Below are 24995 nucleotides of genomic sequence, written 5' to 3' on the forward strand. Positions count from 1 at the left end.
CTAGTGTTTTAATATTGGGTAGTTTAAGGGTAGTCACACGTTATCCTTATTAAGTTAGTGGGCGCGAAAGGGTTGTATGAATCTAAGTGATAATTCATCGTTAGCTGGTATATGGTCCAGTTAGTGAAGAACATCACGCGCTGCTTTATAAGGGCTTAATCTTAATATAGAGCCGCTAAAAGAAGCCTGCTGATTAGCCCGTAGTCTAACGACTTTTTTGCAAGCTGTCATGTATTGGTATGTATGAGTATCTCGCTATATCTTTTTATAACCAGCGCGATAAAGTTGAGCTACCTTAACATCGCTACTATGTGATTAAAAATTGATAGCAGGACGCCGCTTGACCTGATTTGTATATTTTTATTTTTAACTGACTATAGCTGTCTAAGGCAGTTATGGTGATATAGTCGGCCCACAATAAAACTGTTACGGTGTCATCCTCACTAGCAGCCATACTAATGTATAACCTGCGCTCGGCTTTCTTGTACCAATATTATTGTGGATTGACTATAGATTTGCCCGTCAGTTTAAAAACGATATCAATTCATTGGACGGTTTTGTTACAATAGCAATCATTTATTGAATTAATATTGAGAGTTTAAGCTATGACTGATACTGCAAATGCCAGTACTGAGAAAAATGACTTTATTCGTCATATTATTAGGGAAGACTTAGCGGCACAAAAATATGAGCAGATCGTCACTCGCTTTCCGCCCGAGCCTAATGGATATCTGCATCTAGGGCATGTAAAGTCTATTTGCCTGAATTTTGGGGTTGCCGAAGAGTTCGGTGGTATCTGTCATTTGCGCTATGACGACACCAATCCGACCGCCGAAAAGCAAGATTATATCGATAATATCAAAAAAGATGTTAAGTGGCTTGGTTTTGACTGGGTGGGCGAGGCGCGTCATGCCTCTAGCTATTTTGATCAGCTCTATAAATGGGCAGTACAGCTTATAGAGCAAGGCGATGCTTATGTGGACTTACAGACGCCAGAGCAGATCAAGGATAACCGTGGCTCATTTGCTGAGCCAGGCAAACCCTCACCACAGCGTGATGCAAGCGTAGAGGAAAATCTGCAGCGTTTTGCCGATATGAGAAATGGCAAATACGCTGAAGGCGAAGCCGTACTGCGCGCTAAGATCGATATGGCAAGCCCTAATATGAACCTGCGTGACCCTATCATCTACCGCGTCATGCACCAAAGTCATCATCAGACGGGTGATGCTTGGTGTATCTATCCTATGTATGATTTTGCTCATCCACTATCAGACGCTATCGAGGGTATTACCCATTCGATCTGTACGCTAGAGTTTGAGGACCATCGACCATTTTATGAGTGGGTGGTGGACAAGATAGGCAAAAAGGGCGGTATTGAGACGCCGCCGCATCAGTATGAATTTAGCCGTTTAAACGTCGATCATACCTTGACCAGTAAGCGTAAGCTCAAGCAGCTGGTTGATGAAGGAGTCGTTAGTGGTTGGGACGATCCACGTATGCCGACAGTCGCCGGTATGCGCCGCCGTGGTTATACGCCAGAAGGTCTGCGCGACTTCTGTGATCGTGTTGGTGTGGCTAAGGCAGACGGCGTGGTTGATTTTCGCTTGTTAGAATTCAGCATTCGCCAGTCGCTTGAGACCACGACAGCGCGTGGAATGGCGGTGTTAAACCCCCTAAAAGTGACAATTACCAACTTTAATGACGCGGTGGCACAGTGGGAAGACCTCAAGGCTGAGGGCGTCAATGCCCGTTGGGACGATGCTCAGCAAACCCTGTGGCTGACTCAGCCTAAGCATCCCAATGTCGATATGGGTGAGCGCGAGATTCCATTTACCGAGACCATTTATATCGACCAAGGTGACTATGAACTTGAGCCGCCAAAAGGCTATAAGCGTCTATCGCCAGAGAAGACGGAGATTCGCCTGCGAAACACCTATTGCTTGGCCGTCACTGAGCATATCTTAGATGAAGCGGGCAATGTGGTCGAGCTAAAAGCCACTATTGACCCGACGACCTTGGGTAAAAACCCTGAAGGCCGAAAAGTCAAAGGTGTTATTCACTGGGTATCAGCTAGCCAAGGCGTACCTGCGACTGTGCGACTCTATGAGCAGCTATTTGCGGTAGAAGATCCTAGTAGTGTTAGCGATGTGCATGAGGCTTTAAATCTTAATTCGTTAACGGAGTTAGCCGCAGTGGTTGAGCCATCATTGGCCAATAGCGATGCGGGTACTCGCTTTCAGTTTGAGCGCGAAGGTTATTTCATCGCTGATAGTGAAGAACACAGTAATGACAAGCCAGTGTTTAACCAAATCGTTAGCTTGCGAGATACTTTCAAACCAGGTTAATTAGAGTAAACTGCTTACACTGTAGTGAATAAAAGACTTATCCTCGGATAGGTCTTTTTTTGTAAGTGGCTTTAGCGCTTAAGCGAATTTACAGAGCTAGTGCTTAGCCAGTCACAAGACTTAGTTTACAGGGCGAACTTGTCAACGCATTCGGGCTTAGGGGCTTGGTTACGTGGCTGTAATATTCATATTTTGCATATAGGTTTTACAATAGAGCACATTAATATCATATAGGTTATTGTTAATATAACTAGGATAATTAATCATTGATAATCAACAACCAAATAAGGAGTCTGACAATGGCAAGTTTACGCTTAGGTGATACTGCACCCAACTTTGATGCTCAAACCACTGAAGGTGATATTAATTTCCATGAGTGGGCAGGCGATAATTGGGTAGTGTTATTCTCGCATCCTGCTGACTTTACACCAGTCTGTACTACTGAGCTTGGCCGAGCTGCTGCCTTAAATGGCGAGTTTCAAAAGCGCGGTGTCAAGCCAATTTGTATCTCTGTTGATAGCCTTGAAGATCATACCGAGTGGTGCAAAGATATTGGAGAGACCCAAGGGACACCAATGAACTTTCCAATCATTGCTGATCCTGAAAAAACAGTGGCTAATCTCTATGACATGATTCACCCGAATGCCGATAATACTGCCACAGTTCGTAGTGTCTTTATTATTGACCCCAATAAAAAGGTGCGTCTAACGCTGACTTACCCCGCCAGCTGTGGCCGTAACTTCGACGAGATTATCCGTGTCATTGATGCGCTTCAGCTTTCTGATGAGTACAACATCGCCACCCCAGTTGATTGGCAAGATGGTGATGATGTCATCATTCCACCTAGCGTCAAAAACGAAGATATCGCTGCCAACTATCCTAAAGGTCATAAAGAAATCAAACCGTATCTGCGAACCACACCTGCGCCGAATAAGTAATAGTTAACTTAATAGTTACGGTAAAAACTAATTTAGACCCTGTGACATAAGTTGCAGGGTTTTTTATTGGCTAAGACTAAGTAATAGTAGCCTGAGAAACTATCGCTAACTTAATTTCGCTAAGTTTGCTATCATAAACTAAGGACACATTTATTAAGATTTAACCTTGTTTAGTCATGACAAAAGGAGTTTGAAATGAAAAAGTTATATTTAACTAGGACCGCCCCAAACCCGAGAAAAGTTGTTATTTTATTGGCTGCAAAAGGGATTGATGTCGATAATATGGACGATCTAGAGGTTGTCGACGTTGATTTTGCCAAGCGCGAGCAGTTTTCAGAGTCTTTTACCCAGATGAACCCGATGCAGACCGTGCCGGTATTGACCTTAGAAGATGGAACGGTGCTCAATGATTCGCAGGCGATCTGTGAGTATCTCGACCGCGTCTATGGTGAGCGCTCGGTGATGGGTAATGACGTGGTACAGCGGGCGAAGGTCTGTGCCATGCGCCGGATCGCTGAGCTTGAAGTCTTGTATAATTTTATGTTGGCATTTCAGCACAGTCATCCCTCTAAAGCAGAGCGCGTTGATCAGGTTCCAGACTTTGCGCCTAAATCTATCGAGCGGGCTATCAAGGCGTTACCTTACTTTGAAAACGTATTAAAGGACAGTCAGTATCTGGTCAATGATCAGTTTAGCTATGCAGATATTGTCCTATATATTGCCTTGGATTTTGGCCGGATACTGAAAGTCGATCCAAAAGCGCAGGGCGAGGGCATAGCGCGCTTTTATACGATGATGGACGATCGATTCAACCTGCAAAAGATGAGTGAAGACAGTCATAAAGTGTAAGACAAAAGCACTTACGGTGATTGGTTGCGCTAGCGATAATGAGCTGACGATACAATCTATACTGAGCTAAAATCGTATAAACCAATTTTAGTTACTGTGTTAAATAATCAGAGGTTAAGGAGCCTTATGTCTAATAAGTTATTAACATCGTCCGCTGCTATGCTGGCGAGCACTCTCATATTAGTAGGCTGTCAGAATACAACCTCACTTGAGCACCTAAAAAAAGCTAAGACGACGGTTAGCGTTGAGGAGACGAGTATGACTGGGAGTGATAAGTCAGCTACAGAAGCGAAGATTACCCCAGAGATGCTGTCGCGCTATCATTGGACCTTAGTGAGTGCCGCCGATAATAACAATCAACCAGTGGCTGAGCTTGAGCGGTTAAATACAGCTGAACAAGAAGCCACCCTAGCATTTACCCTAAATACTTTATCTCCTAGTGTTGGCTGCAATCAAATGTCGGTCGGCTATGAAGTGACTAACAATGTACTACAGACCAAAGGGCAGATGACCTCGACTTTGATGGGCTGTGGTGACATGCAGCCTGCTGAGTCTAAGCTAGCAAGTTTGGTAGCGGGCACTAGTCAGCTGGTATTAAATGATGGCGCAGCCCCTACGCTGACACAGATTACCGATGATAAGGTCACCTTGATCTGGCAAGGAGAAATGACGGCGCAAGCTAAATATGGCCAGGAAGGAAAGACCCTATTTTGGGCAGTAGATCATGAGCCGCAGCCTTGCCCTGATGGGACAATAACTTGTCTAAAAGTGAAGACTATTAGCTACGATGAGCAAGGTATTAAGTCTGATGAAGGCGACTGGAGACTGTTTAGCGGCAGGATTCAAGGCTTCACTCATGACGACTCACAGGATCAAGTGGTACGTCTAAAGCGCTATGTCATTGATCCTAGTGATGTTAAAGGTAAGCAAATTATTTATGTGCTAGATACGGTGATTGAAAGTCAAAGTGTTGAATAACTCTGGCGCAGACTATGAATTGATATGACAAATGAGGGACTGTAATAAATAATGCTTGAGAGGTTACTAAGCAGCTTGAGAGGTACTGAGGATTCAGCGCTGTATAGGTTATGGAGTCACTGGTTAACAACTTCAAAACAGCCTCAAGATAGATCGTCAGTCAGAGATAAAAACACATTAGTCAGCCAATAAAAAAAGCAGCGTTATTACGATAGCGCTGCTTTTTTTCTAAGTTAGCGAAGGTTAGTGATATCTTCTTCAGACAGTCGCCAGCGGCCTTTTTTCTTAGAAGTACTGCGCCCCCGAAGCGCAGTGTTCATCAGTAGTTTATTCATAGAATGACTTGAGTGCGCGTGACAGATGGCACAGGCAAGACCATCAGCGGCATCTTGCTGGGGAGTGACTTCTAGCTTGAGGATGCGGCAGACCATCTCTTGAACTTGCTCTTTACCTGCTGCACCATAGCCACAAACAGCCTGCTTAATCTGCCGCGCCGTATATTCTGACACCTCTAAATCTAAGGCGACTAACGCAGCAATAGCAGCGCCGCGTGCTTGCCCCAGCTTTAGCGCTGAGTCGGGGTTTTCAGCCATAAATACTTGCTCAACAGCAGTATGAATTGGCTCATTACCATATTTAAGATAGTGCTGGGTGATGCGTGTCACCCCATTAAAGATACGTTTTAGACGCTCGGGCATCTCGCGAGTCTCGGTCTTAATAGTGCCAGCATCTAAATATTCTAGCTTATCACCAGTCTGATGAATGATGCCATAGCCTGTCATACGTGAGCCTGGATCGATTCCGATAATAATCGCCATAGTACAAAGTGCCTGTATAAAGTATTCAGATTAAACAAAACAATGATATCAATAGCTATTATAAGTAGCTTGCGTGTGGGTAGGCCATAATAATTGGCTCTGAGCATTATTGATGGTCTTTGATAGTTTTGCTTAAAAAAGTAAATTGAATTTGATAGTATAGCAGGCCGTCCCCATATACCTTATTATCGACGGCTTTTTTATTGGCACTTTTAGCCTTAATTCTAAATTCATTTATTCTTTTATCGTAGGACGACGTATTATGGGTCAGATTGTTGGCATCGCCATCGTATGGTTTATCATTGAGATGTTACTGTGGTATCTCATTGCCCAGTTTATCAGCGGTTGGTGGGTGTTTTTTTGGTTTATTGTCGCTGCAGTTATTGGTATCACCTTAATCCGAAAAGGCTTAGCTACCCTAAACCCTATGGCGCAGCAGATGAAAGCAGGCGGTATGATGAATCCTGCCATGCGTCCACCTGAGAATACGATGATAAAGAGTGTGGCGATGGCTGTGGCCGGTCTCTTATTACTTATCCCCGGTATCATTAGTGATGTATTGGCACTATTGGTAATATTGCCTCCGGTCCAAAAGAAGCTGAAAGATATGGCCAATAATTACGTCATGAACAACCAACAAAAAATGATGGAAATGATGGCCAAGCAAATGGGCGGTCAAAATCCGTTTGGCGGTATGGGTGGTCAAAGTGGCAATCCCTTTGGCGGCTCGCAAAATCCATTTGGCGGTATGGGCGGAAAGCCTACCAACGGTTCTGCTAGTCCTTTTGGCAATGTGTTTAAGCAGAATACAACAGTCGAGGGTACTGCGAAGACGGTGCAAAAGGATGTCAAAAAGATTACCAAGTCTGCCAATGATGAATAGACGGCTGAGCACGGCTATAGAACCATCGCGCAAATCCTGTAATGCTTGAAGATTAAAAGCTAGCAATAAAAAACCCCCTTTCAATTTGAAAGGGGGTTTTTACTAGTAACCACTCAAGATACAGCGATCTAACAAACAGTTGCTCATAATATAGTTGGTCAATACAAGATGAGCTATGCTTTTAGTGAGGCAGTAACTTGCCCCGTTAATTACTGAAGTAAAAATAAAGGGGTTAAGGTTTGCCTAAAACAGTCATTTTTTAACTAAAATAATAAACAGAGACTTAAAGCAACAGAATTTAGAACCAGAGTGCCGCTGTAGAATGGGGACCCAGAACCGTGAAGTTCAGGGCGGATACGTCATTGTCTCTTAAGGTTTCCTGAGACACTGCAAGCAGTGCAGGCATACACAATGAGACAATAGGTAGCGCATCCTTTAAAGTATTATCGGCTCGGGGAATATCATCCACTGGCGAACACTCCAGAGTCTGTTAATGATACCCAAAGCACTTTGATAATGCAAGTTGAGGCCGCTGAGGATACAGATAATTACGATTAAAATAAAGGTGAATAATTACCAAAAAAACCTCAGGTATTTTAGTCAGTTGTAAACTATAGCTTACAATATAACTCTGTGGTTTTCGGTGGATTTTCGGCAAATTTGCTTTCTGTGGTAATATAGTGAGGTTTATAAACCCTTATATTATTTAACTTGTAGTTTTCTAATAAGATATATAACTCACTAATTCCACAGTAGGAGCGTTAATTTATGGTCAGTAGTCAAGATAGTAGAAGTGATAGTCAGCGCCCAAAAAAAGTTCCCCATGTATTGATGATTTTAGATGGTTTTGGCTATCGAGAAGATGAAAAAGACAACGCCATTGCTGCCGCTCAAACTCCGAATTTTAATAAGATATACCAAACTTACCCACATGGCCTGATTTCAGCTTCTGGAGAAGATGTTGGCCTGCCTGGTGGTCAATTTGGTAATTCAGAAGTGGGGCATATGAATCTTGGCGCAGGGCGAATCTTATACCAAGACTCTACCCTAATCTCAAGTGAGCTTGAAAGCCGAGAGTTTTATAAAAATAAAGCCATTGTAGACGCTATACAGGCTGCTAATGAGATGGGCGGGAATGTCCATATTATGGGGTTATTGTCAGATGGTGGTGTTCATGCGCATCAAGACCATATTGAAGCCATGTGTCATGCTGCTTTGGTGCATGGCGCAAAATGCGTCTATGTGCACTGTTTTTTAGATGGCCGTGATACGCCGCCCAAATCTGCAGACAAATATATCAACCGATTGCGCGATTATTTAAATAAGCTTAACGCTCACTATGAAGGCAAGGTACAAATTGCCAGTATCATTGGTCGCTACTATGCTATGGATCGGGACAATCGCTGGGATAGGGTACAAAAAGCTTATGAGCTAATCACCGAAGGTAAGGCTGAGCGAATGGCAACCCGGGCAGATGGCGCTATCCAAGCCGCCTATAAAGCTCGGGAGACTGATGAGTTCATCAGTCCTACTACCGTGATTGAGCATGGTGAGACGCCATTTACCGTCGATGATAATGATGCGGTTATCTTTATGAACTTCCGTGCCGATCGTGCCCGTGAGCTGACGCAGGCATTCATTCTACCTGACCATGAGTTTTCAGGATTTGCCCGTCATAAGCGCCCAGCGCTCTCAGCATTTGTCATGCTGACTAAATACTCTGATGAGCTGGCAAATAACTCTAAAACCTCGATTGCTTATTATCCAACCGATCTGCATAACACTTTAGGCGAGTACTTAGAGGCACAGAATAAAACCCAACTCAGGATTGCAGAGACCGAAAAATATGCGCATGTGACCTTCTTCTTTAGCGGTGGCCGTGAAGAGACTTATCAAGGCGAGGAGCGTATTTTAATCCCTTCACCGGATGTTGCGACCTATGATCTTAAGCCGGAGATGAGCGCTTTTGAAGTAACGGATAAGTTGGTCGATGCTATTGAGTCTGGTCAGTATGATGTCTTGGTAGTGAACTATGCCAATGGCGATATGGTCGGTCATACTGGGGTCTTTGATGCGGCGGTAAAAGCGGTCGAAACCTTGGATGAGTGTGTGGGCCGAGTCGCTGAAAGTGTCAAGAAGATGGGTGGGCATATGCTTATTACCGCAGATCATGGTAACTGTGAGCAAATGCAGGATTATGATAGTGGTCAGGTACATACTCAGCATACGACAGAGCATGTGCCTCTAGTCTACGTTGGCAACAAGTCTGTGCGGGTGCGTAGTGGTGGCCGACTGTGTGATGTAGCACCGACTATTTTGGCCTTGATGGGGCTGACACCACCAGCTGAGATGACAGGGTTTAACCTACTGGATTCTGTTAAATAGGCTCTGTTAAAGAGTAGCGTGTGCAAGCGCTAATATTAACGGTGTCTGATACTAATAATGATTAATTATCCTATGCTGTAGACGCAGAGAGTTTGAGGCGTCGTATCTAGTATCTGCTATTTTGCTCTTAAGTATGAATAGCAGATATATTTTTTGTTTTGATGAGGCAAATCATGCGATTATCTGCATTGTCCCAGTCTGGTCTGTTGCTGCTAGTGCCTATATGGCGGCAGCTTTGCTTAGTGACCTTATCATGCTTGGTATACAACCAAGCAGCCTCTGCAGCAGCAAATAGTAGTGCCAACGCGCCTATGCAGAGTGCTTCGTCCATTCCTGAGTTTGATGGGGCAGATGATTTTGAGGATAGTGATGATTTTGCTGATGGGGAGGTCCTCGATAGTAGCAATGCTATAGATGATATTGACGATATCGATGATGTAGAAGAGGACGATATAGAGTCTCCAGACTATCTAGACGGTGATAGCGAAGATGAGCTTGAACCCTCAGTCAAACAGCGACGCGCCGCCATATCAACCAATACCAATAGACTGGGTGTAAGCTCAGATGCTGTACAACCTTCACAAGATAATATTGCCCAAGTAGATGAGATAGAGATTACTACCGATGGTCAGTTGGGCGCTAATGCTACAAATAATGTCACGAGCCTTCCGGCTCATCCTCAAGCTATAGATCCGGTGTCTAAAGTACCTTTGAACACCATCTCACCGACCACGCTTAAGACTTTTGTCGAGGTCATAGACTTGGTCCGTCGTGAATATGTGGACTCGGTCAGTGATGAAGTGTTGTTAAACGATGCCATGAGTGGGATGCTGACTAAGCTTGATAGCCATGCTGAGTTTCTAGATGCAGAAGCTTATGAGAGTTTACGTGCTTTTACTCAAGGTGATGTGGGGGAGGTGGGCCTACAAGCAGAGTATCAGTCGGCAAAAGGCCACTGGGTAGTGACTTCGGTAGTGGCAAATTCGCCAGCAGCTAAAGAACATATCAGAGTAGGCGATTATCTGCACCAAATCAACGAGGTTAAACTAACCGATAGAAAAAATAATAATGATATCAAGCAGCTACTTGCTGGTCTCGCCGGTACTCAGGTAAATTTAGTGGTCTCAAGAGAGGGTCGCCGTAAGCGTACCATTACCTTACAAAGAAACCAAACTCGAGAGCAAGAGGTCCGTGTTCGGCTACAAGAGGGAGTAGCAATAGTAAAGCTGCCTGTCTTTCAAAATAACAGTCGGCAGAATATCTTAACGGCGTTAACTAAGTTAAACGCCCCAGTATCTGGATTAGTTATCGATGTCCGAGACAATCCAGGTGGGGTATTAGAAGCGGCAGTTGATATTGCTGGGTTATTTATGAGTGAGACGCCTGTGGTACAGATAGAGGGGCGTCAAGGGGTAGAGAGAATCTTGACAACCTCGGCTGATGCAGCACTGTCCATATTGCCCGTTATTATTCTTCAGAACCGTTATTCAGCATCTGCCGCTGAGGTGCTGGCCAGTAGCTTACAGACGCAGAAGCGAGCGCAAATCGTGGGGGAGACTAGCTATGGCAAAGGCTCAGTTCAGTCCGTCATTCCTGTGAATGATGAGCAGGCCATTAAGCTCACTGTAGCGCATTACCTGACCGCAGATGGTCGGCAGATAGATGATATTGGCGTGACTCCTGACATCGAGTTAAAAGGCGAGGAGGACTTGTGGGAGCAGCAAGCAGTGACATTAATGTTGGCAAAAAAACGTCCATCAGGCGTATCATTTGTATTACGTCCAAGTAAGTAAAAGCGTCGCCTGTCACTTTTTACAGTAAGTTGTTCATTGCTAGTAGTGAGCCAATCGTTATTATTTTACAAAATGACGGGTCAGCTATAAAAGCTAGCCGTATACTGTACCTAATATAGCCCTAGTAATCCACCTTCATCTCTGGATTCTCGGACTCTTCAATGTCCAGTTTTTTCATTCGGTAGCGCAGTGAGCGAAAGGTAGTTCCCAGTAGCTCAGCCGCTTTGGTTTTATTCCAGCCTGTCTGCTGTAATGCTGTAATAATTAAGGTCTTCTCCTGCGCTTGCAGGTAAGCTTCTAACCCCTCTTCAGGTAAGTTATCTAAACTAGACGTGTCGCTAGTTGTTAAACTAGTGCTATTTTCAGAGCTGCTAGTACGCTGTCGGCTATGGCTACTAGGACTTAAATTAACTTCCGTGACGGCATTATCAAGTTTGGCTGCCCTACCTTGTGAGTTTACATTTAAATATGGGTACTCAAGCGCCGAATCAAAGCTTATGGGTTCGGCAGCATCTGCCGTGACCGCCGCGCTAGACACGGCATCATAAACTGTTGGCTGTATTTTGGTAAGGCTATTATGGTTGTTATCGGCGATGCCCAGGTGATCCACATCAATAAGCGAAGACTCAGTCAAGGTAACGGCTCGTTCTAGTAGGTTCCGCAGCTCGCGCACATTACCTTCAAAATCATGTGATTTGAGACGTTCACAAGCGGCCTCGGTTAGCTTAGGCGTCTCGTCAAGCTGCCACTCTTTACTGATGAGTGCTAAGAAGTGCCGAGCCAAGGTGGGGATATCGTTGATTCTCTCATTTAAGGTAGGCAGTTTTAACTCGATCACATTGATACGATAGAACAAGTCTTGGCGAAAGGCATTGGTCTGCACCAGTTTGGCTAAATCTTTATGTGTCGCGGATATAATGCGTACATCTACAGGCAGCTCTTTATTATCGCCCACAGCGCGGATACTTTTCTCTTGAATGGCGCGAAGTAATTTAACCTGCATCGCTAGTGGTAAATCGGCGACCTCATCCAAAAAAAGAGTCCCGCTATTGGCTTGTTGAAACAGTCCTAGCTTGTCAGTCGTTGCTCCTGTAAAGCTGCCTTTTTTGTGACCAAAAAATTCCGACTCCATTAGCTCGGAGGGAATTGCCCCGCAATTAACAGCGACATAGTTGCCTTCTCTTCGCGGACTCAGGTCATGGATCAGGCGGGCCACGACCTCCTTGCCCGTGCCAGACTCCCCGCAGAGAAAGACTGGGGCTTGTGAGCGTGCCAACTTGACAATAGTGGCCTTCAGCTCAGTCATGATAGCGGAGTCACCAATCAGACGTTGATCAAGCAATTGCTGCTCTGGAGATTTTTGGTCTGCATTTGCTGGTAAATGAGCTTGCTCAGTGACTTTTAGTGCGTTTTCTACCAATTGTCTGAGCTTTGGTAGCTCAAGTGGTTTATTAACAAAATCAAAAGCGCCGAGCTTTAGTGCTTTAATTGCTAAGTCAATACTACCGTGAGCGGTGATAACAGCGACAGGTGTTGAAGTGGTGCTACTAATCCTTTTGACCAAGTCCAATCCGGATCCATCAGGCAGTCGTAAATCGGTCAGGCAAAAATCGTAATTGAACTGATCCAGATAATTATTGGCACTGGCTAAATCATAGGCTATATGGCTCATGATACCCATTTTAGTTAGGGTAATCTGCATCAATCGGCACAAGTCTGCTTCATCATCGACAATCAAGGCAATGGCACTCATGATCGTCCCCAACAGTAAGTTTTGCTCGCAAATGTCATCATATCTTATTCGTAGTTAAACTCTATCGATTGGGTTATAAAGACTTTTATGGAGGACTAATATCTCACTTAGAATGCGGAATAATTAGGCGAAAGCAAGTCTTCTTATGGTTCGGCACATAAAATAATCGTGCGTGATTGGCTTCGCTAAAGGCTTGAGATAGATACAACCCCAGTCCGGTTCCATTTGGATCAGTGGTAAAAAATGGATCAAAAAGACGGCCTATATCACTTGATTTGATGCCCTCTCCCTCATTAATGATATCAATTATAGCATCGTTATCAACACAATAGAGCTTCACTTCGACATTTATACCATCTTGTAGCCGGTTACTGTGGCGTAGAGCGTTATTGATAAGATTGATAAGAATTTGCTCTAAGTGATGATCGTCAAAGAAGATCGTAGGAGTGGCCTTAATCTGGAGCTGTACTGCTGCAGAGGGGAAATGATCTGCTAAAAACTGCTTGAGCCAATTGGCAATGATGATAGGTTTGCGCTTGGGCTTTTGTTGGCGAGAGAGCTTAAGTACATCCTCTATTATTCGATTCACTCGCCGAGTTTGATTAAATATCATTTGGCATAGCTCGGTGCTACCTGACAGAGTAGGGTCGGCTGCTTGAGAGTCATTAGAGGTAGTTTGTTCAGCCAACTCTTCGATAAGCAGCTGACTGGCTTGAGAGATTGCGGCTAATGGGTTTCTAATCTCGTGGGCGATACTGGCTGTCAATTGTCCTAGCGAAGCTAACTTAAGCTGCTGAGCACTTGCCTGCTCTCGGCGTAGGTCCTCAAGGATTATTAATTGGCTGTTGTCTTTGAGCGGAGTGAGCTCAACTCGAAGCTTATCGATGAGGCTGGTACTGGCGAACGCCGGTAGCTCATAGATAAAGGTATAAGGGTAGGTGACGCTCTTTCTTGGTGTTGTGGCTTGAGATTCTAAAGTCTCTGAGGGACTGGCAACGCTGGTCAAAGAGTGATTAGCAGTGGTCTTTGTTGCTATTTGCTGATTCAGATACCAGTCGCACAGCTCTGGATGTAATGACACCAGCTGATGATGCAAAATATCTAAACTGCGAGTGCTATCATTAAATGGAGCATGAATATGCAGTAGTTGGCAGGCAGCCTGATTGACCAGCACCAGCTTTTTATCATCAATAACCAGTACACCACTGACCATTTTACTAATGACTTCTTGGTTAATGGCATTAAGCTTAAAGACTTCTTGAGCCTGTAAAGTCGCGGTCTTTTCTACTTGCACGAGCCGCTGGGAGATCGTCCAACTCAAAAATCCCACTGCCAAAAAGCTCGCTGACATCAGTAGCGTATCACCAAGATTGGCCAAGTTGAAGCTATTGGTAATGGCAAAGAAAAACTGCTGATAAATAATAAAGATGATCGCCATTAAGGTGATGACTAGCGCCTGCGCAGCGCTCAATAACATAAAGCTGGCCGCCACGACCACCATATATAGCATGGTTAATTGCAGATCCGGCAAGCCACTGGCGTATAAAAAAAGACTTAACAATACAACATCTATGCTAAGCCCTACTGCCAACTGCCGCTGAGAATATCTTTTTACTAAGTAGAGTAGGCTGAGCAAGACTACGCTCAATAGCATATAAAAGATAAGGGCTGACGATAATAAGGTGGGTATTGATAAGGCGTCTGAAGTCTTGTAGGCAACGTAGTTGCTACCCAGTAAGAAGCTACTGATAATAAATCGATAGGCACTGTAAATAATGCCAATCTTGCGAAGCTGCGCAGGAGGTAGAGTTTCAGTTAGATACGAGCGTTGAATTTGACCGAGTGTCATGCGCTTAACCGAAGTTAAGGTCATAAGTCATCCTTATCTTTACCTGAACGCTATGAAATAAATCAAAGAGGGGTTAATGTCACAAGCTGGTATCAGCATGACAGTCAAGTAGTCGCTATCAAGCTAAACGACGAAGTTAGTCAGGCAACAAATCAAGGCTGAATCAAACCATGGCGGATGGCTAGATGGGTGAGCTTGACATCGCTATCTACCCCAACCTTTTCGTAGATTCGGTAACGATAAGTGTTGATCGTTTTGACACTGACAAATAGCTGGTCGGCGATCTGCTGCGGGCTTTGACAGTTGACAACCATCATCGCGACTTGCTTTTCTCGGTCGCTTAGTAGATCAAATGGTGAGCCTACATTATCTGAGAGTAGCACTTCAGCGAGCTGCTCTGCGACCTCACTACTAAAATATCGACCACCTTGGTGCACTTTTCTAATCGCTTTAATCATCTCATCAAGAGGAGTGCCCTTAGTAATGTAACCATGAACGCCAGCCTTGAGCAGCATTGAGGGATAAGGCTGAGCTGAGAGACTACTGACCGCCAAAATCTTAATACCTTTGTCCAACTGTACCAGACGCTTGGTGGCTTCAAGGCCACCGATATTAGGCATGTTAACATCTAACAATACCACATCAGGCGTCAGCTGCTTGGCCAGCTTTAGCGCCATATCTCCACTATCGGCCTCACCAATGACTTCGATGTCAGGATTGTCAGCCAACATACGACTGATGCCCATTCTGACCAAATCATGATCGTCTACTACTAAGACGCGAATCATAAGACCTCTCAATGTTCGGGTTGCTTTTAGCCTGTTTGGTTAAGAGCAGGTAGGAATAAATCAGTTTAAAGTTACTGACCACTTAGCTCGCTTTACAATAAACATTGCTAAAATGTAAATATAGCTTACGTTATTATAAATGCAATGTAGCAAAGTTTGATTACTAGCCAAAACTTGCCATTCATTGCGGTTAAGGCATTAAACTGCCGTGAAAACCATGATACACTAAAAATACAAAAACTCACTATTTAGGTTAAGTTGTCTGAGAACAGCACTTAATTATTAGATTTAATTAGTTATTTAGTGCAATTATAACTATCTCATTGATTATCTCATTCAACGGTAACTCAGCTCACTTAGGCTGCGTCTGCATCAAATGATAATCATATCTAGTCAGGTAGAGGGTTTTAGGATTGAATAAGATTCTTCAAAGGCACTTCGCAGCGATTGATATAGTAAATTTAATCAAAAAGAATTCAGGGACAATAGTAGATACTGAGATGAATCTTTTGTAGCCTCTGTCTGCGCGCTCGTAGTAAGCTAGAAAAGTTATGCTGGGGTTGTGCTTAAGATTACTTGTATCTCTTTTATGTTTAATTAACTATAGGCTGGAGAGCCGATAATAACTTGCTGATTAGCCAATTTCTCTAAACGATTAAGAGTTTTTAAACTCACAATTGTTAAGCTCAAAGCTTTTAAGTCTCAGTGGCATAGATTTAGTTGTAGTTAGTGATAGGTTTAGAGGTAGTGATTTAAAGTAATGCTACTTTGTCTATTTATACCCGTTCTATCTATGCCAACTTATCGCTAAACCTAAACTATTGAGTTATCCAAAAATTTTGACCATTTAAGAATCTACTGCTTTAGGCGCTATCTCTATGCAGCATATAGAAGATGGCGAACAGGCAGTTTTCAATAATATATTGACGAATCACGACATTCAAAATCATACTGTGCACGGTATTGTACTTCATTAGGCACGCGGAAGAGGCAACTATAATGGCAATGACAAAAAAACAGCTTACAGCAGCGCTAATTTCTTTGAGTATGGGCAGTTTTGCTCAGGCAGGGTTAACCATAAACCAAGGGTCAGCTCCTAGTGCTAAGATAGGCTGGGGTGGCCAAGACAGTCTCTCTGAGGCGCGTACTATTATGTATGCCAATAAGAACGGCAGAGGCGTCAAGACTATTAATAATGGTTCTGGTAGTCGTACCATTACTAATAGTAGCTCAGGCTACAATACCTCCTATGGCACTACCTATAACAATACTTACAATAGTGGCTACAGCAATCCTACTTATAACGGCAGCATGTATGATGAGCTGGCTATTAGTACTGGATCGCGCGGCGTCGTGGTGCTAGATTTAGAGTCTGGTAGGTCAATCTACGAAAAAAATGCCGATGTAGCGCGCCCTATTGCCTCAATATCTAAGCTTATGACGGCGATGGTATTGCTCGATAGTGGGCAGGACATGCGCGAAGAGATTGTCCTTGAGCCGATTGACTTTGTGGGACCAAAGCGCGCTAGCTCTAAGTTAAAATCAGGCGATCGTATGAACCGCGCTGAGATGCTGCTTATGATGCTAATGAAGTCAGAAAACCCAGCAGCTAAGAGCTTAGCTCGGCACTATCCAGGCGGGTATGACGCCTTTATGAGAGCTATGAATCAAAAAGCGCAATCCCTAGGTATGACCACAGCATTTTTTGGTGATCCTACAGGTCTTGATAAGCGTAATGTTGCCTCACCTAACGACTTGGTCAAGATGGTCAAAGCCGCTGGTAACTACGATGTCATCCGCCGCTTCTCCACTACCCAGAGCTATGACTTCTTTGTGGCTAACTACTCAGCGGGTAACCGCGTCTACAAGGCGAACAATACCAGCACCTTAGTTCGCTCTGGTAACTATCCAATTGGTATCTCCAAAACGGGTTTCATTAATGAAGCAGGACGCTGCGTGGTTATGGAAACTCGTGTCAATAATAGACCCGCTATTATCGTTATCTTGGGCGCCAATAGTTCAGCGACCAGATGGGATGATGCTAAGAGCATCTTAGCGAGTCTGGCTACTCGGCGCACAGTCTAGGCTGCTTATAAAGCACAGTGCACAGTACTTGACTTTGTTAGGTTGTTAAATAGAGTGTTCATGAGAGGTGTGATTTAAGGATAATATATCTTTTATGGCAATAATATCTTTTGCAAAAGTGTTGTCTTTTAATATTAAATAAAAGATATCTTTTAAGTACTCACCTAAAAGTATCTTGTAGCATAAAAAGGCTGTTATTATCCGATAACAGCCTTTTTTGTATCTGAGGCTTACTCCTTTTAAAATTTGCTGTGATTTGACAAGAGCCAATACATTATTGCGATAATTTCTCAATCTCACCCTTTTGGTATTTCAATATGACTCTACCTACCGCTAGTACTACTAAAGCACATTTAGCCAATACCGTAGCCTCTAACAGTTGTACGAGGCAGCATAACGCTCCATTGCTGTATTTATTAACCAATGATGATGACTTTGACCTCCTATATCAAAAGCTTGAATTGGCGTTGGCAACTGGGGTAATTAGCCTACTTCAAATACGTAGGAAGCGAGTGCTGAGCCAAGTTAATGGCCGAGATACCTTGTGTAAAGAGTCACTCAAGATTATTGAGTTGGCGCAGCGTTATGCAGTCGCCGTTATCATGAATGATGATGTTGAGCTGGCGCAGCAATTAGGTATTGGTGTCCATCTTGGTCAAGGGGATGGTAGTGTCATGCAGGCAAGACAGGCGCTCGGGTGTCAAGCGCTAATAGGAAGGACATGCCATCAATCTATTGAACTGATACAAGCTGCTAAGCAAGAAGGTGCAAGCTATGCCGCTATGGGCGCAGTGTTTACCTCTAATACTAAGCCTGATGCCAAAGTCGTCAGTCAAGATCAGCTAAGTCAAGGCTGTAATCAAGATATTGATATCTGTGTGATCGGTGGGATTACGGCAGAAAATGCTCAGACACTTAAGGGACTTGATATTCAGTATATCGCAGTGGTGGGGGATATCTTAAATTACTCGCTATCGCAGATTGAGCGGCGTTGCCAAAGTTGGCAAAAAGTTTTACAAGGTTGGTCGTAGGCTGCCGATAGAAAAATGACCAAAGAGGCGGACACAAAAGTAGGTAGTAATGAGTGATAAAGCAAAGGCTGTTAAATGATTATTAAGATTAAAAGTTAATAATGTTGTTAACAGCCTTGCTTCTATTAAAAAATGACAAATCGTTAAAGCTAATTAACGGTATTGTCATTAGCCGTTACATTACTCAGCATGCTCCATGCACAGAGTCGCGTAGGGCAGGGCTTCTAGGCGTTTTTCTTCTATATCTTCACCGCACACTTCGCATTCGCCATAAGTCTCATTTTCTATTCTACTTAGGGCATGCTGAACATAATTTAGACCTTGTTTGGCTTCGACAAGCAGACTTTTACGCATATCATTTTGACGCATCGAAATCGCTTGGTCATCCCAGTGCTCATTCAGCTCATCTTGTGGGTGCTGAATGTGGTCCTCAATCTTCTCAATACGATTCTCGTATTCGTCTTTTAATTTTAATAGGCGCTCTTTAGCGGCTGCTAGATCAGTACTCATGGTCTTTCTCCTCATTGTCAAAGTGTTATCATTACTATCAATAATTCATAGTCATAAATAGACTCTAATAGATCTATAAATGTCTTTTGATATACGTATCATAAGCAAGTCAAGCTAGGCTTACCACTGTAATATGTAATAGATTTGACAGTGATATTTTCGCGGTAAATGATACTCAAGGGGATTTATCTACCCAAACCAAGATATGCTAAAATCGCGGCCATAAATGATAGCGTTCTGCTTAGGTAAGTACAAATGACAGAGTCGATTGGGTTCAGAGTCTATATCGCTATCCTCCTAAATCCATTGTCCTATGCTAAGCAACGGAGCTGGACAATAGGTATTAGCCACATTCAGACGATTCTAGTAAAATGAGCCAGCTTTGATTAGTGTTTATAGATATTTTGGTAACCAATAACTTTTTTGACCATTAACGATACAGTCAGCTGCTTTTTTAGATAGCTATAATTGGGCAATATAACTTTTATTTGATAGTATTTTTTCTTTTGATAATAAATGAGGCGCGGCAATGAACTTCTTACGAATGAGCGAGCTTGAATTAACGAACAAAACAGTATTAATCCGTGAGGATTTAAACGTGCCTATTAAAGCAGGCCGCGTCACTAGTGATGCTAGGTTACAAGCTAGCTTGCCAACGATTAAGCTGGCATTAGAAAAAGGAGCGGCAGTCATCGTAAGCTCGCACCTTGGCCGACCCAAAGAGGGCGAGTTTGATGCCGCCTATTCGCTAGCGCCAGTCGCTGACTACTTAAGCGAGCATTTAAGCACTGAGATTCAGGAGCCTGTCCGGCTTATTGATGCCTATAGCACCGGCAATAAAACACTAGACATTAAAGCTGGCCAAGTCGTCCTACTTGAGAATGTGCGCTTTAACGACGGTGAGAAGAGCAACGCGGCTTCACTATCAGAGCGCTATGCCGCCCTAGCTGATGTCTTCGTTATGGATGCTTTTGGCACTGCTCATAGAGCGCAAGCTTCCACAGAAGGCGTCACCACAGCGATGAAAAAAGCGGGTAAAACAGTGTGTGCAGGGCCACTTTTAGCCGCTGAGCTAGATGCCTTAAGCTTAGCGCTTGAAACGCCTGCTAAACCTATGCTCGCAATCGTCGGCGGCTCTAAAGTCTCGACCAAACTTGAAGTGCTGCATAGCTTAGCGTCATTATGTGATGAGATTATAGTGGGCGGCGGCATTGCCAATACCTTTTTGGCCGCTGAAGGTCACCCGGTCGGCGCTTCTTTATACGAAGAGGATCTACTCGATGCTGCCAAGCAAATTATGCTCAAAACCAAGATATTACTGCCTGAATATGTGGTCGTAGCGCGCAAAGATGAGATCGATTTTGCTGACTTTATTGGCTCATTGAACCAAGCTAAAGCACAAATTAAAGCAGTAGATAGTATCAATGATGATGAGATGATATTGGACATAGCGCCGCAAAGCGCTCAGGTATTAGCGGCCCATATCAAGGCTGCCAAAACTATCTTATGGAATGGTCCAGTGGGGGTATTTGAGTCTGATAACTTCGCTGCTGGTACACAAATTATATCTGAAGCGGTACGCGACAGTGACGGATTCTCCATCGCAGGTGGTGGTGATACATTGGCTGCTATTTATAAGTTTGAAGTGTCAGAAGGGGTAAGTTATATGTCGACAGGAGGCGGTGCGTTTTTAGAGTTCGTAGAGGGTAAAGAGCTGCCTGCTGTTGCGGCACTTCAGCGTTAAGAGCGATAGCTGAATATAGTAGAGCAGCGCCAAATTCGCGCTTTTACTATGTCTTATGGCGATCTAGAATAGTAAAAGATTATAGAGATAAGCGGTATAAACCAGATAGGTATTGAATTCAAGCATAAATAAGTGAACACTTATACACTATGTCTGAAATATGTACCGCTCATATTAAATTTTGTTAAGTTCATTAACGAGTCTATTGTTTATCTCTAAATCCAACTATAGAATAGCGCCACCATGTATTTGACATGTATTTATTAAAAGAGGTCAATTATGTTAAAACGTCATTTATTGCTAGCCGGTGTTCTAATGGGTACTTTCGCCGTAACAGCGTGTAGCCCACAGACCGAAGAGCATGCTGATGAGGGCAATGTCGAAGCAGCAGCTGAGTCTGCTGGTCAAGATGTTGTAAATAACACTCAAGACGTCGCTGCCGAAGCAGATGCTGCTGCACAAAACGCTGCTGCAAGTGTTGCTGATGGCGCTCAAACGGCTGGTGCTGTTGCTGCTGGAACCGCAGTTAACGCTGGAGAAGCTGTAGCAAATGGTGCAAATTCTGTGGTTGAAGGTACTGCCAGTGCCGTCTCTGATGGTGCAGCTACAGTAGCTGACGGTGCTGCTAACGTTGCTAATAGCACCAATGATAATGTCGACTTACAAGCAGATCCTGCGGTTGAAGCTGCAGTCTCAGAAGATCAGCAGTACTAATTTTATAAAAAGTATTGGCTTTTATGCATTGTCGCTTAGAGCCTACTTAAAAAAGCTACTTGAAAAAAGTTACTTGAAGAGCCTTGGTGTCTACCAGGGCTTTTTTGCGTGGGTTAGTAATCTTTCGCTGGTTTAAGCCTGCTCAGACTAAGACATATTTGATATACTTCTCTTTTTTACAAGTCCGCTTTGATAGGGCCTCTTCTTGCACTTATATTGGTCCGATTGGAGCACCATGACAATAGAGTCTAGTTTTGAGTATCGTCTGTCTTTAGTATCTTATCGCTAGCCCGTTGTATATACCTTGTCTTTTCTACCTTTAACCCTTAATTGAATAATCCAAAAGAGAGTAAATTATGGCTTTAATTTCACTTCGCCAGCTATTAGACCATGCTGCAGAAAACAGCTATGGCGTGCCAGCATTTAACGTGAATAATCTTGAGCAGATGCGTGCGATTATGATGGCGGCTGAGCAGACCAACTCTCCCGTTATTGTCCAGGCTAGTGCGGGCGCGCGTAAGTATGCCGGCTCAGCATTCTTACGCCATAATGTGTTAGCTGCTATCGAAGAGTGGCCTCATATCCCTGTGGTCTTGCATCAAGATCATGGAACCTCACCAGCGATATGTCAGCGTTCTATTCAGCTGGGTTTTTCTTCGGTAATGATGGATGGCTCGCTAAAAGAGGATGGCAAGACACCTGCTGACTACGATTATAATGCACAAGTGACACGTGAAGTGGTCAAGATGGCACATGCTTGCGGTGTGTCAGTCGAAGGTGAAATCGGCTGCTTAGGTAGTCTTGAAACGGGAATGGCGGGTGAAGAAGATGGCGTGGGTGCAGAAGGCCAACTTGATCACTCACAGCTATTGACCAGTGCTGATGAAGCCGAGCAGTTTGTCAAAGACACTGGTGTAGATGCGCTAGCCATCGCTATCGGTACCAGCCACGGTGCCTATAAGTTTACTCGTCCACCTACTGGCGATATCTTATCGATTGAACGAGTAAAAGAGATTCATGAGCGCATTCCTAATACCCATCTTGTGATGCATGGTTCATCAAGCGTGCCTCAAGAGTGGCTAAAAGTCATCAATGAATATGGTGGCGATATCGGTGAGACTTATGGTGTGCCAGTCGAGCAAATTGTCGAGGCTATTAAACATGGCGTCCGTAAAGTCAATATCGATACTGACTTACGCTTAGCATCAACTGGTGCAATCCGCCGTTATCTGGCTGAAAATCCAAGCGAGTTTGACCCTCGTAAATACTTCAAAGCCTCTATGGAAGCGATGACCGATATCTGTATCAATCGTTATGAAGCCTTTGGTACAGCTGGTCAGGCAGATAAGATTCGCCCCATCAGTCTTGAAAAAATGGTCGGATTTTACTAGTCGTCAAGCAGTAGCCTATTAAGGCGTAGCCCATGAGTTATTTTGCAATTGTGCAAATTGGTCGTATTCGAACCAGTTACTATTTAAAGGGAACATTATGATTGGCATGATAAAAGGTCAGGTTACCCATCTTGCCGCACCAACCGCTTGTGTTATGACAGCGTCAGGCGTTGGTTACGATATTGAGCTGCCTTTGCCATCGTTTTGTCAGTTGCAGATGGGCAGTGAGGCGCTAATCTGGACGCATCTCCATGTTCGTGAGGATGCACAGTTGCTTTACGGTTTTATTCAGCCGACGGATCGTGATGTCTTTCGTAAGCTGATTAAGATCAATGGGGTAGGTGCTAAGATGGCACTAGCCATGCTGTCCTCTATGTCGGCAAGCGAGCTTAAAATGCATGTCGCCAATGAGGACGATGCCGCCCTGACTCGAATCCCCGGCATCGGTAAAAAGACCGCGCAGCGATTGCTTATTGAGCTAAAAGACAAGTTAAAGGATATCGAAGGTGACGATACGCCACTACAGATGGATATTGATACTTCAGTAGCAAGTGAGGGCAGTATTATCGCCGAAGTAGAGTCTGCACTGCTTGGATTAGGCTATAAAGATAAAGAGGCCCAGATGGCGATTAAAGCGGCAAGGGTTGGTAGTGACGAAGGCTTTAAAGATACTCAAGCCTTACTCAAAGCGACCCTCAAGCAGCTATCGAACTTCTAAGCGCAGTTTTCATAGCTAAAACCACTAAGACGACAGTAATTGTCGTCTTTTTTATGTTCAAAATAAATGAATCATGAAAAAAACGCTGGTTTCACGTATCCTTATAGCAGTATTTGATAGATTAAAATTGAGTGAGGATAAGCTAACTTTGAGAGCTTAATAAGATTATGGGTGTCGTGTTAGCCAGTACCCAGTATTCGATAGCCAATACTTATTACTGGCTTAATTATTAGAGTCATTGGCAAACAATGTAAGCCAAAAGATGGATATAAAGGTATTTCTTAGCTTGGTTATTAATGCTTATCTGTTGGCTTTACCAGCTACCACAATTGATAAGCTCGAAAACTATTTAAAGATATTAACGATTTAGTACTATTAGGAAGTCAGTGTTTCATGATGGAAAACCGTTTAATTAATCCGCTAGAGCGTCAAGACGATGCCCCTGATACCGGTATTCGCCCTGCAAGGCTTGTCGACTACATTGGTCAACCAGTGGTCCGTGAGCAGATGGAAGTCTTTATCGGTGCCGCGCGAAATCGTGGTGAAGCGTTGGACCACACGCTTATCTTCGGACCACCCGGGCTTGGGAAGACCACTCTGGCTAATATTATTGCCCGCGAGATGGGCGGTAATCTGCGCTCAACCTCGGGACCGGTGATGGAGCGGGCAGGAGATTTGGCGGCAATGCTGACCAATCTTGAAGAAGGGGATGTGCTATTTATTGATGAGATCCATCGCTTGAGTCCGGTTATTGAAGAGATTCTCTATCCAGCGATGGAGGACTTTCAGCTCGATATTATGATTGGTGAGGGGCCGGCAGCGCGCTCTATTAAGCTTGATCTGCCCCCCTTTACCTTAGTCGCAGCGACAACGCGAGCTGGTCTTTTGACCTCGCCGCTGCGTGACCGATTTGGAATTGTGCAGCGATTGGAGTTTTATAATATTGAAGACTTGACCACGATCGTCAGTCGATCAGCGCGGCTGATGAATGTCGCGATGACTGAAGAGGGGGCTGTAGAGGTTGCACGCCGCTCACGGGGTACGCCGCGTATAGCCAATCGTTTGCTACGCCGGGTGCGTGACTATGCCGAGGTCAAAGGCAATGGTGAAGTCACCGGGGATATCGCCGACAGTGCGCTTGATATGCTGGCGGTAGACAGACGCGGTCTAGATCACTTAGACAGACGCTATATCGAGATGGTTCATGACCGCTTTGACGGTGGGCCTGCGGGGGTTGAGGCTATAGCCGCGGCGATGGCTGAAGACCGCGGCACCCTTGAAGATGTCATTGAGCCGTATTTAATCCAACAAGGCTATGTATTGAGAACGGCACGTGGCCGTATACTCACCCAAATGGCGATAGATCAGATGCGCTAAGAGCAGTTAATCCGCGCTAGTGATCTATGGTAGATTGATCACTGCG

19 protein-coding genes and 1 other RNA gene are annotated in these 24995 nt (G+C 44.2%); 14 read left to right on the forward strand and 6 right to left on the reverse strand.

What is annotated here, in order from left to right:
• Nucleotides 1–605 precede the first annotated feature (605 nt).
• From EGV92_RS12810 to EGV92_RS12825, 4 genes are all read left to right on the forward strand, one after another.
• Nucleotides 606–2345, forward strand: coding sequence for a glutamine--tRNA ligase/YqeY domain fusion protein (locus EGV92_RS12810; RefSeq protein ID WP_131669695.1), 1740 nt, complete (start codon nucleotides 606–608; stop codon nucleotides 2343–2345).
• Between the two features lie 299 nt (nucleotides 2346–2644).
• Nucleotides 2645–3283, forward strand: coding sequence for a peroxiredoxin (locus tag EGV92_RS12815; protein ID WP_131669696.1), 639 nt, complete (start codon nucleotides 2645–2647; stop codon nucleotides 3281–3283).
• A gap of 195 nt (nucleotides 3284–3478) precedes the next feature.
• The gene (locus tag EGV92_RS12820) at nucleotides 3479–4132 is read left to right on the forward strand and encodes a glutathione S-transferase family protein (RefSeq protein ID WP_131669697.1); all 654 of its coding nucleotides are present in this window, start codon (nucleotides 3479–3481) and stop codon (nucleotides 4130–4132) included.
• Nucleotides 4133–4258: 126 nt separating this feature from the next.
• A complete protein-coding gene (locus EGV92_RS12825; RefSeq protein WP_131669698.1) occupies nucleotides 4259–5110 on the forward strand; it encodes a DUF4377 domain-containing protein in 852 nt (283 codons plus the stop codon).
• A gap of 233 nt (nucleotides 5111–5343) precedes the next feature.
• On the opposite strand, the gene ruvC is transcribed toward EGV92_RS12825, so the two are convergent.
• Nucleotides 5344–5928, reverse strand: coding sequence for a crossover junction endodeoxyribonuclease RuvC (gene ruvC / locus EGV92_RS12830; RefSeq protein WP_131669699.1), 585 nt, complete (start codon nucleotides 5926–5928; stop codon nucleotides 5344–5346).
• Between the two features lie 262 nt (nucleotides 5929–6190).
• Here ruvC and EGV92_RS12835 point away from each other — a divergent pair, with 262 nt between their 5' ends.
• On the forward strand, nucleotides 6191–6811 hold the full coding sequence (locus EGV92_RS12835; protein WP_131669700.1) for an FxsA family protein: 621 nt from the start codon (nucleotides 6191–6193) through the stop codon (nucleotides 6809–6811).
• Nucleotides 6812–7111: 300 nt separating this feature from the next.
• On the opposite strand, the gene ssrS is transcribed toward EGV92_RS12835, so the two are convergent.
• Nucleotides 7112–7301, reverse strand: a non-coding RNA gene (gene ssrS / locus EGV92_RS12840) — 6S RNA.
• 278 nt (nucleotides 7302–7579) lie between these two features.
• Between ssrS and gpmI the strand changes: the two genes are divergently transcribed.
• Complete coding sequence (gene gpmI, locus EGV92_RS12845; RefSeq protein ID WP_131669701.1) at nucleotides 7580–9196, forward strand: 2,3-bisphosphoglycerate-independent phosphoglycerate mutase; 1617 nt, start codon at nucleotides 7580–7582, stop codon at nucleotides 9194–9196.
• Between the two features lie 173 nt (nucleotides 9197–9369).
• Nucleotides 9370–10989 carry a S41 family peptidase gene (locus tag EGV92_RS12850; RefSeq protein ID WP_242678736.1) on the forward strand — a complete coding sequence of 540 codons (1620 nt, stop codon included), beginning with the start codon at nucleotides 9370–9372 and terminating at the stop codon, nucleotides 10987–10989.
• A gap of 121 nt (nucleotides 10990–11110) precedes the next feature.
• Here EGV92_RS12850 and EGV92_RS12855 read toward each other — a convergent pair whose 3' ends face one another.
• The 3 genes from EGV92_RS12855 to EGV92_RS12865 all read right to left on the reverse strand — a co-directional run bounded on the left by EGV92_RS12855 (nucleotide 11111) and on the right by EGV92_RS12865 (nucleotide 15379).
• A complete protein-coding gene (locus EGV92_RS12855; protein ID WP_131669702.1) occupies nucleotides 11111–12742 on the reverse strand; it encodes a sigma-54-dependent transcriptional regulator in 1632 nt (543 codons plus the stop codon).
• A gap of 103 nt (nucleotides 12743–12845) precedes the next feature.
• Nucleotides 12846–14615: a sensor histidine kinase gene (locus tag EGV92_RS12860; protein ID WP_131669703.1), complete on the reverse strand. Its 1770-nt coding sequence runs from the start codon at nucleotides 14613–14615 to the stop codon at nucleotides 12846–12848.
• A gap of 128 nt (nucleotides 14616–14743) precedes the next feature.
• Nucleotides 14744–15379 (reverse strand): response regulator, encoded by a 636-nt coding sequence (locus EGV92_RS12865; protein WP_131669704.1) that lies wholly within the window; start codon nucleotides 15377–15379, stop codon nucleotides 14744–14746.
• A gap of 999 nt (nucleotides 15380–16378) precedes the next feature.
• On the opposite strand from EGV92_RS12865, the gene EGV92_RS12870 reads away from it, so the two are divergent.
• Together EGV92_RS12870 and EGV92_RS12875 are read left to right on the forward strand one after the other, a co-directional pair.
• Nucleotides 16379–17464 carry a serine hydrolase gene (locus tag EGV92_RS12870; RefSeq protein ID WP_131669705.1) on the forward strand — a complete coding sequence of 362 codons (1086 nt, stop codon included), beginning with the start codon at nucleotides 16379–16381 and terminating at the stop codon, nucleotides 17462–17464.
• Between the two features lie 317 nt (nucleotides 17465–17781).
• A complete protein-coding gene (locus tag EGV92_RS12875) occupies nucleotides 17782–18495 on the forward strand; it encodes a thiamine phosphate synthase (protein ID WP_131669706.1) in 714 nt (237 codons plus the stop codon).
• Between the two features lie 180 nt (nucleotides 18496–18675).
• Here the strand turns inward: EGV92_RS12875 and EGV92_RS12880 are convergent, their stop codons facing one another.
• A complete protein-coding gene (locus tag EGV92_RS12880) occupies nucleotides 18676–19005 on the reverse strand; it encodes a TraR/DksA family transcriptional regulator (RefSeq protein ID WP_131669707.1) in 330 nt (109 codons plus the stop codon).
• A 529-nt stretch (nucleotides 19006–19534) separates the two neighbouring features.
• Here EGV92_RS12880 and EGV92_RS12885 point away from each other — a divergent pair.
• The 5 genes from EGV92_RS12885 to ruvB all read left to right on the forward strand — a co-directional run bounded on the left by EGV92_RS12885 (nucleotide 19535) and on the right by ruvB (nucleotide 24949).
• The gene (locus EGV92_RS12885) at nucleotides 19535–20749 is read left to right on the forward strand and encodes a phosphoglycerate kinase (RefSeq protein ID WP_131669708.1); all 1215 of its coding nucleotides are present in this window, start codon (nucleotides 19535–19537) and stop codon (nucleotides 20747–20749) included.
• A gap of 279 nt (nucleotides 20750–21028) precedes the next feature.
• Nucleotides 21029–21463, forward strand: a complete 435-nt coding sequence (locus EGV92_RS12890) for a hypothetical protein (RefSeq protein WP_131669709.1) — start codon at nucleotides 21029–21031, stop codon at nucleotides 21461–21463.
• A gap of 356 nt (nucleotides 21464–21819) precedes the next feature.
• Nucleotides 21820–22854 (forward strand): class II fructose-bisphosphate aldolase, encoded by a 1035-nt coding sequence (fba, locus tag EGV92_RS12895; protein ID WP_131669710.1) that lies wholly within the window; start codon nucleotides 21820–21822, stop codon nucleotides 22852–22854.
• 97 nt (nucleotides 22855–22951) lie between these two features.
• Nucleotides 22952–23572 carry a Holliday junction branch migration protein RuvA gene (gene ruvA / locus EGV92_RS12900; RefSeq protein WP_131669711.1) on the forward strand — a complete coding sequence of 207 codons (621 nt, stop codon included), beginning with the start codon at nucleotides 22952–22954 and terminating at the stop codon, nucleotides 23570–23572.
• Nucleotides 23573–23968: 396 nt separating this feature from the next.
• A complete protein-coding gene (gene ruvB / locus EGV92_RS12905) occupies nucleotides 23969–24949 on the forward strand; it encodes a Holliday junction branch migration DNA helicase RuvB (RefSeq protein WP_131669739.1) in 981 nt (326 codons plus the stop codon).
• Nucleotides 24950–24995 lie beyond the last annotated feature (46 nt).

This window comes from Psychrobacter pygoscelis (assembly GCF_004335015.1).
Classification (GTDB): Bacteria; Pseudomonadota; Gammaproteobacteria; order Pseudomonadales; family Moraxellaceae; genus Psychrobacter; species Psychrobacter pygoscelis.

Bases quoted from the DNA above. Each gene is read 5' to 3' on its own strand.
- EGV92_RS12810 (WP_131669695.1), top strand. From the start codon at position 606: ATGACTGATACTGCAAATGCCAGTACTGAGAAAAATGACTTTATTCGT.
- EGV92_RS12815 (WP_131669696.1), top strand. From the start codon at position 2,645: ATGGCAAGTTTACGCTTAGGTGATACTGCACCCAACTTTGATGCTCAA.
- EGV92_RS12820 (WP_131669697.1), top strand. From the start codon at position 3,479: ATGAAAAAGTTATATTTAACTAGGACCGCCCCAAACCCGAGAAAAGTT.
- EGV92_RS12825 (WP_131669698.1), top strand. From the start codon at position 4,259: ATGTCTAATAAGTTATTAACATCGTCCGCTGCTATGCTGGCGAGCACT.
- ruvC (WP_131669699.1), bottom strand. From the start codon at position 5,928: ATGGCGATTATTATCGGAATCGATCCAGGCTCACGTATGACAGGCTAT.
- EGV92_RS12835 (WP_131669700.1), top strand. From the start codon at position 6,191: ATGGGTCAGATTGTTGGCATCGCCATCGTATGGTTTATCATTGAGATG.
- gpmI (WP_131669701.1), top strand. From the start codon at position 7,580: ATGGTCAGTAGTCAAGATAGTAGAAGTGATAGTCAGCGCCCAAAAAAA.
- EGV92_RS12850 (WP_242678736.1), top strand. From the start codon at position 9,370: ATGCGATTATCTGCATTGTCCCAGTCTGGTCTGTTGCTGCTAGTGCCT.
- EGV92_RS12855 (WP_131669702.1), bottom strand. From the start codon at position 12,742: ATGAGTGCCATTGCCTTGATTGTCGATGATGAAGCAGACTTGTGCCGA.
- EGV92_RS12860 (WP_131669703.1), bottom strand. From the start codon at position 14,615: ATGACCTTAACTTCGGTTAAGCGCATGACACTCGGTCAAATTCAACGC.
- EGV92_RS12865 (WP_131669704.1), bottom strand. From the start codon at position 15,379: ATGATTCGCGTCTTAGTAGTAGACGATCATGATTTGGTCAGAATGGGC.
- EGV92_RS12870 (WP_131669705.1), top strand. From the start codon at position 16,379: ATGGCAATGACAAAAAAACAGCTTACAGCAGCGCTAATTTCTTTGAGT.
- EGV92_RS12875 (WP_131669706.1), top strand. From the start codon at position 17,782: ATGACTCTACCTACCGCTAGTACTACTAAAGCACATTTAGCCAATACC.
- EGV92_RS12880 (WP_131669707.1), bottom strand. From the start codon at position 19,005: ATGAGTACTGATCTAGCAGCCGCTAAAGAGCGCCTATTAAAATTAAAA.
- EGV92_RS12885 (WP_131669708.1), top strand. From the start codon at position 19,535: ATGAACTTCTTACGAATGAGCGAGCTTGAATTAACGAACAAAACAGTA.
- EGV92_RS12890 (WP_131669709.1), top strand. From the start codon at position 21,029: ATGTTAAAACGTCATTTATTGCTAGCCGGTGTTCTAATGGGTACTTTC.
- fba (WP_131669710.1), top strand. From the start codon at position 21,820: ATGGCTTTAATTTCACTTCGCCAGCTATTAGACCATGCTGCAGAAAAC.
- ruvA (WP_131669711.1), top strand. From the start codon at position 22,952: ATGATTGGCATGATAAAAGGTCAGGTTACCCATCTTGCCGCACCAACC.
- ruvB (WP_131669739.1), top strand. From the start codon at position 23,969: ATGGAAAACCGTTTAATTAATCCGCTAGAGCGTCAAGACGATGCCCCT.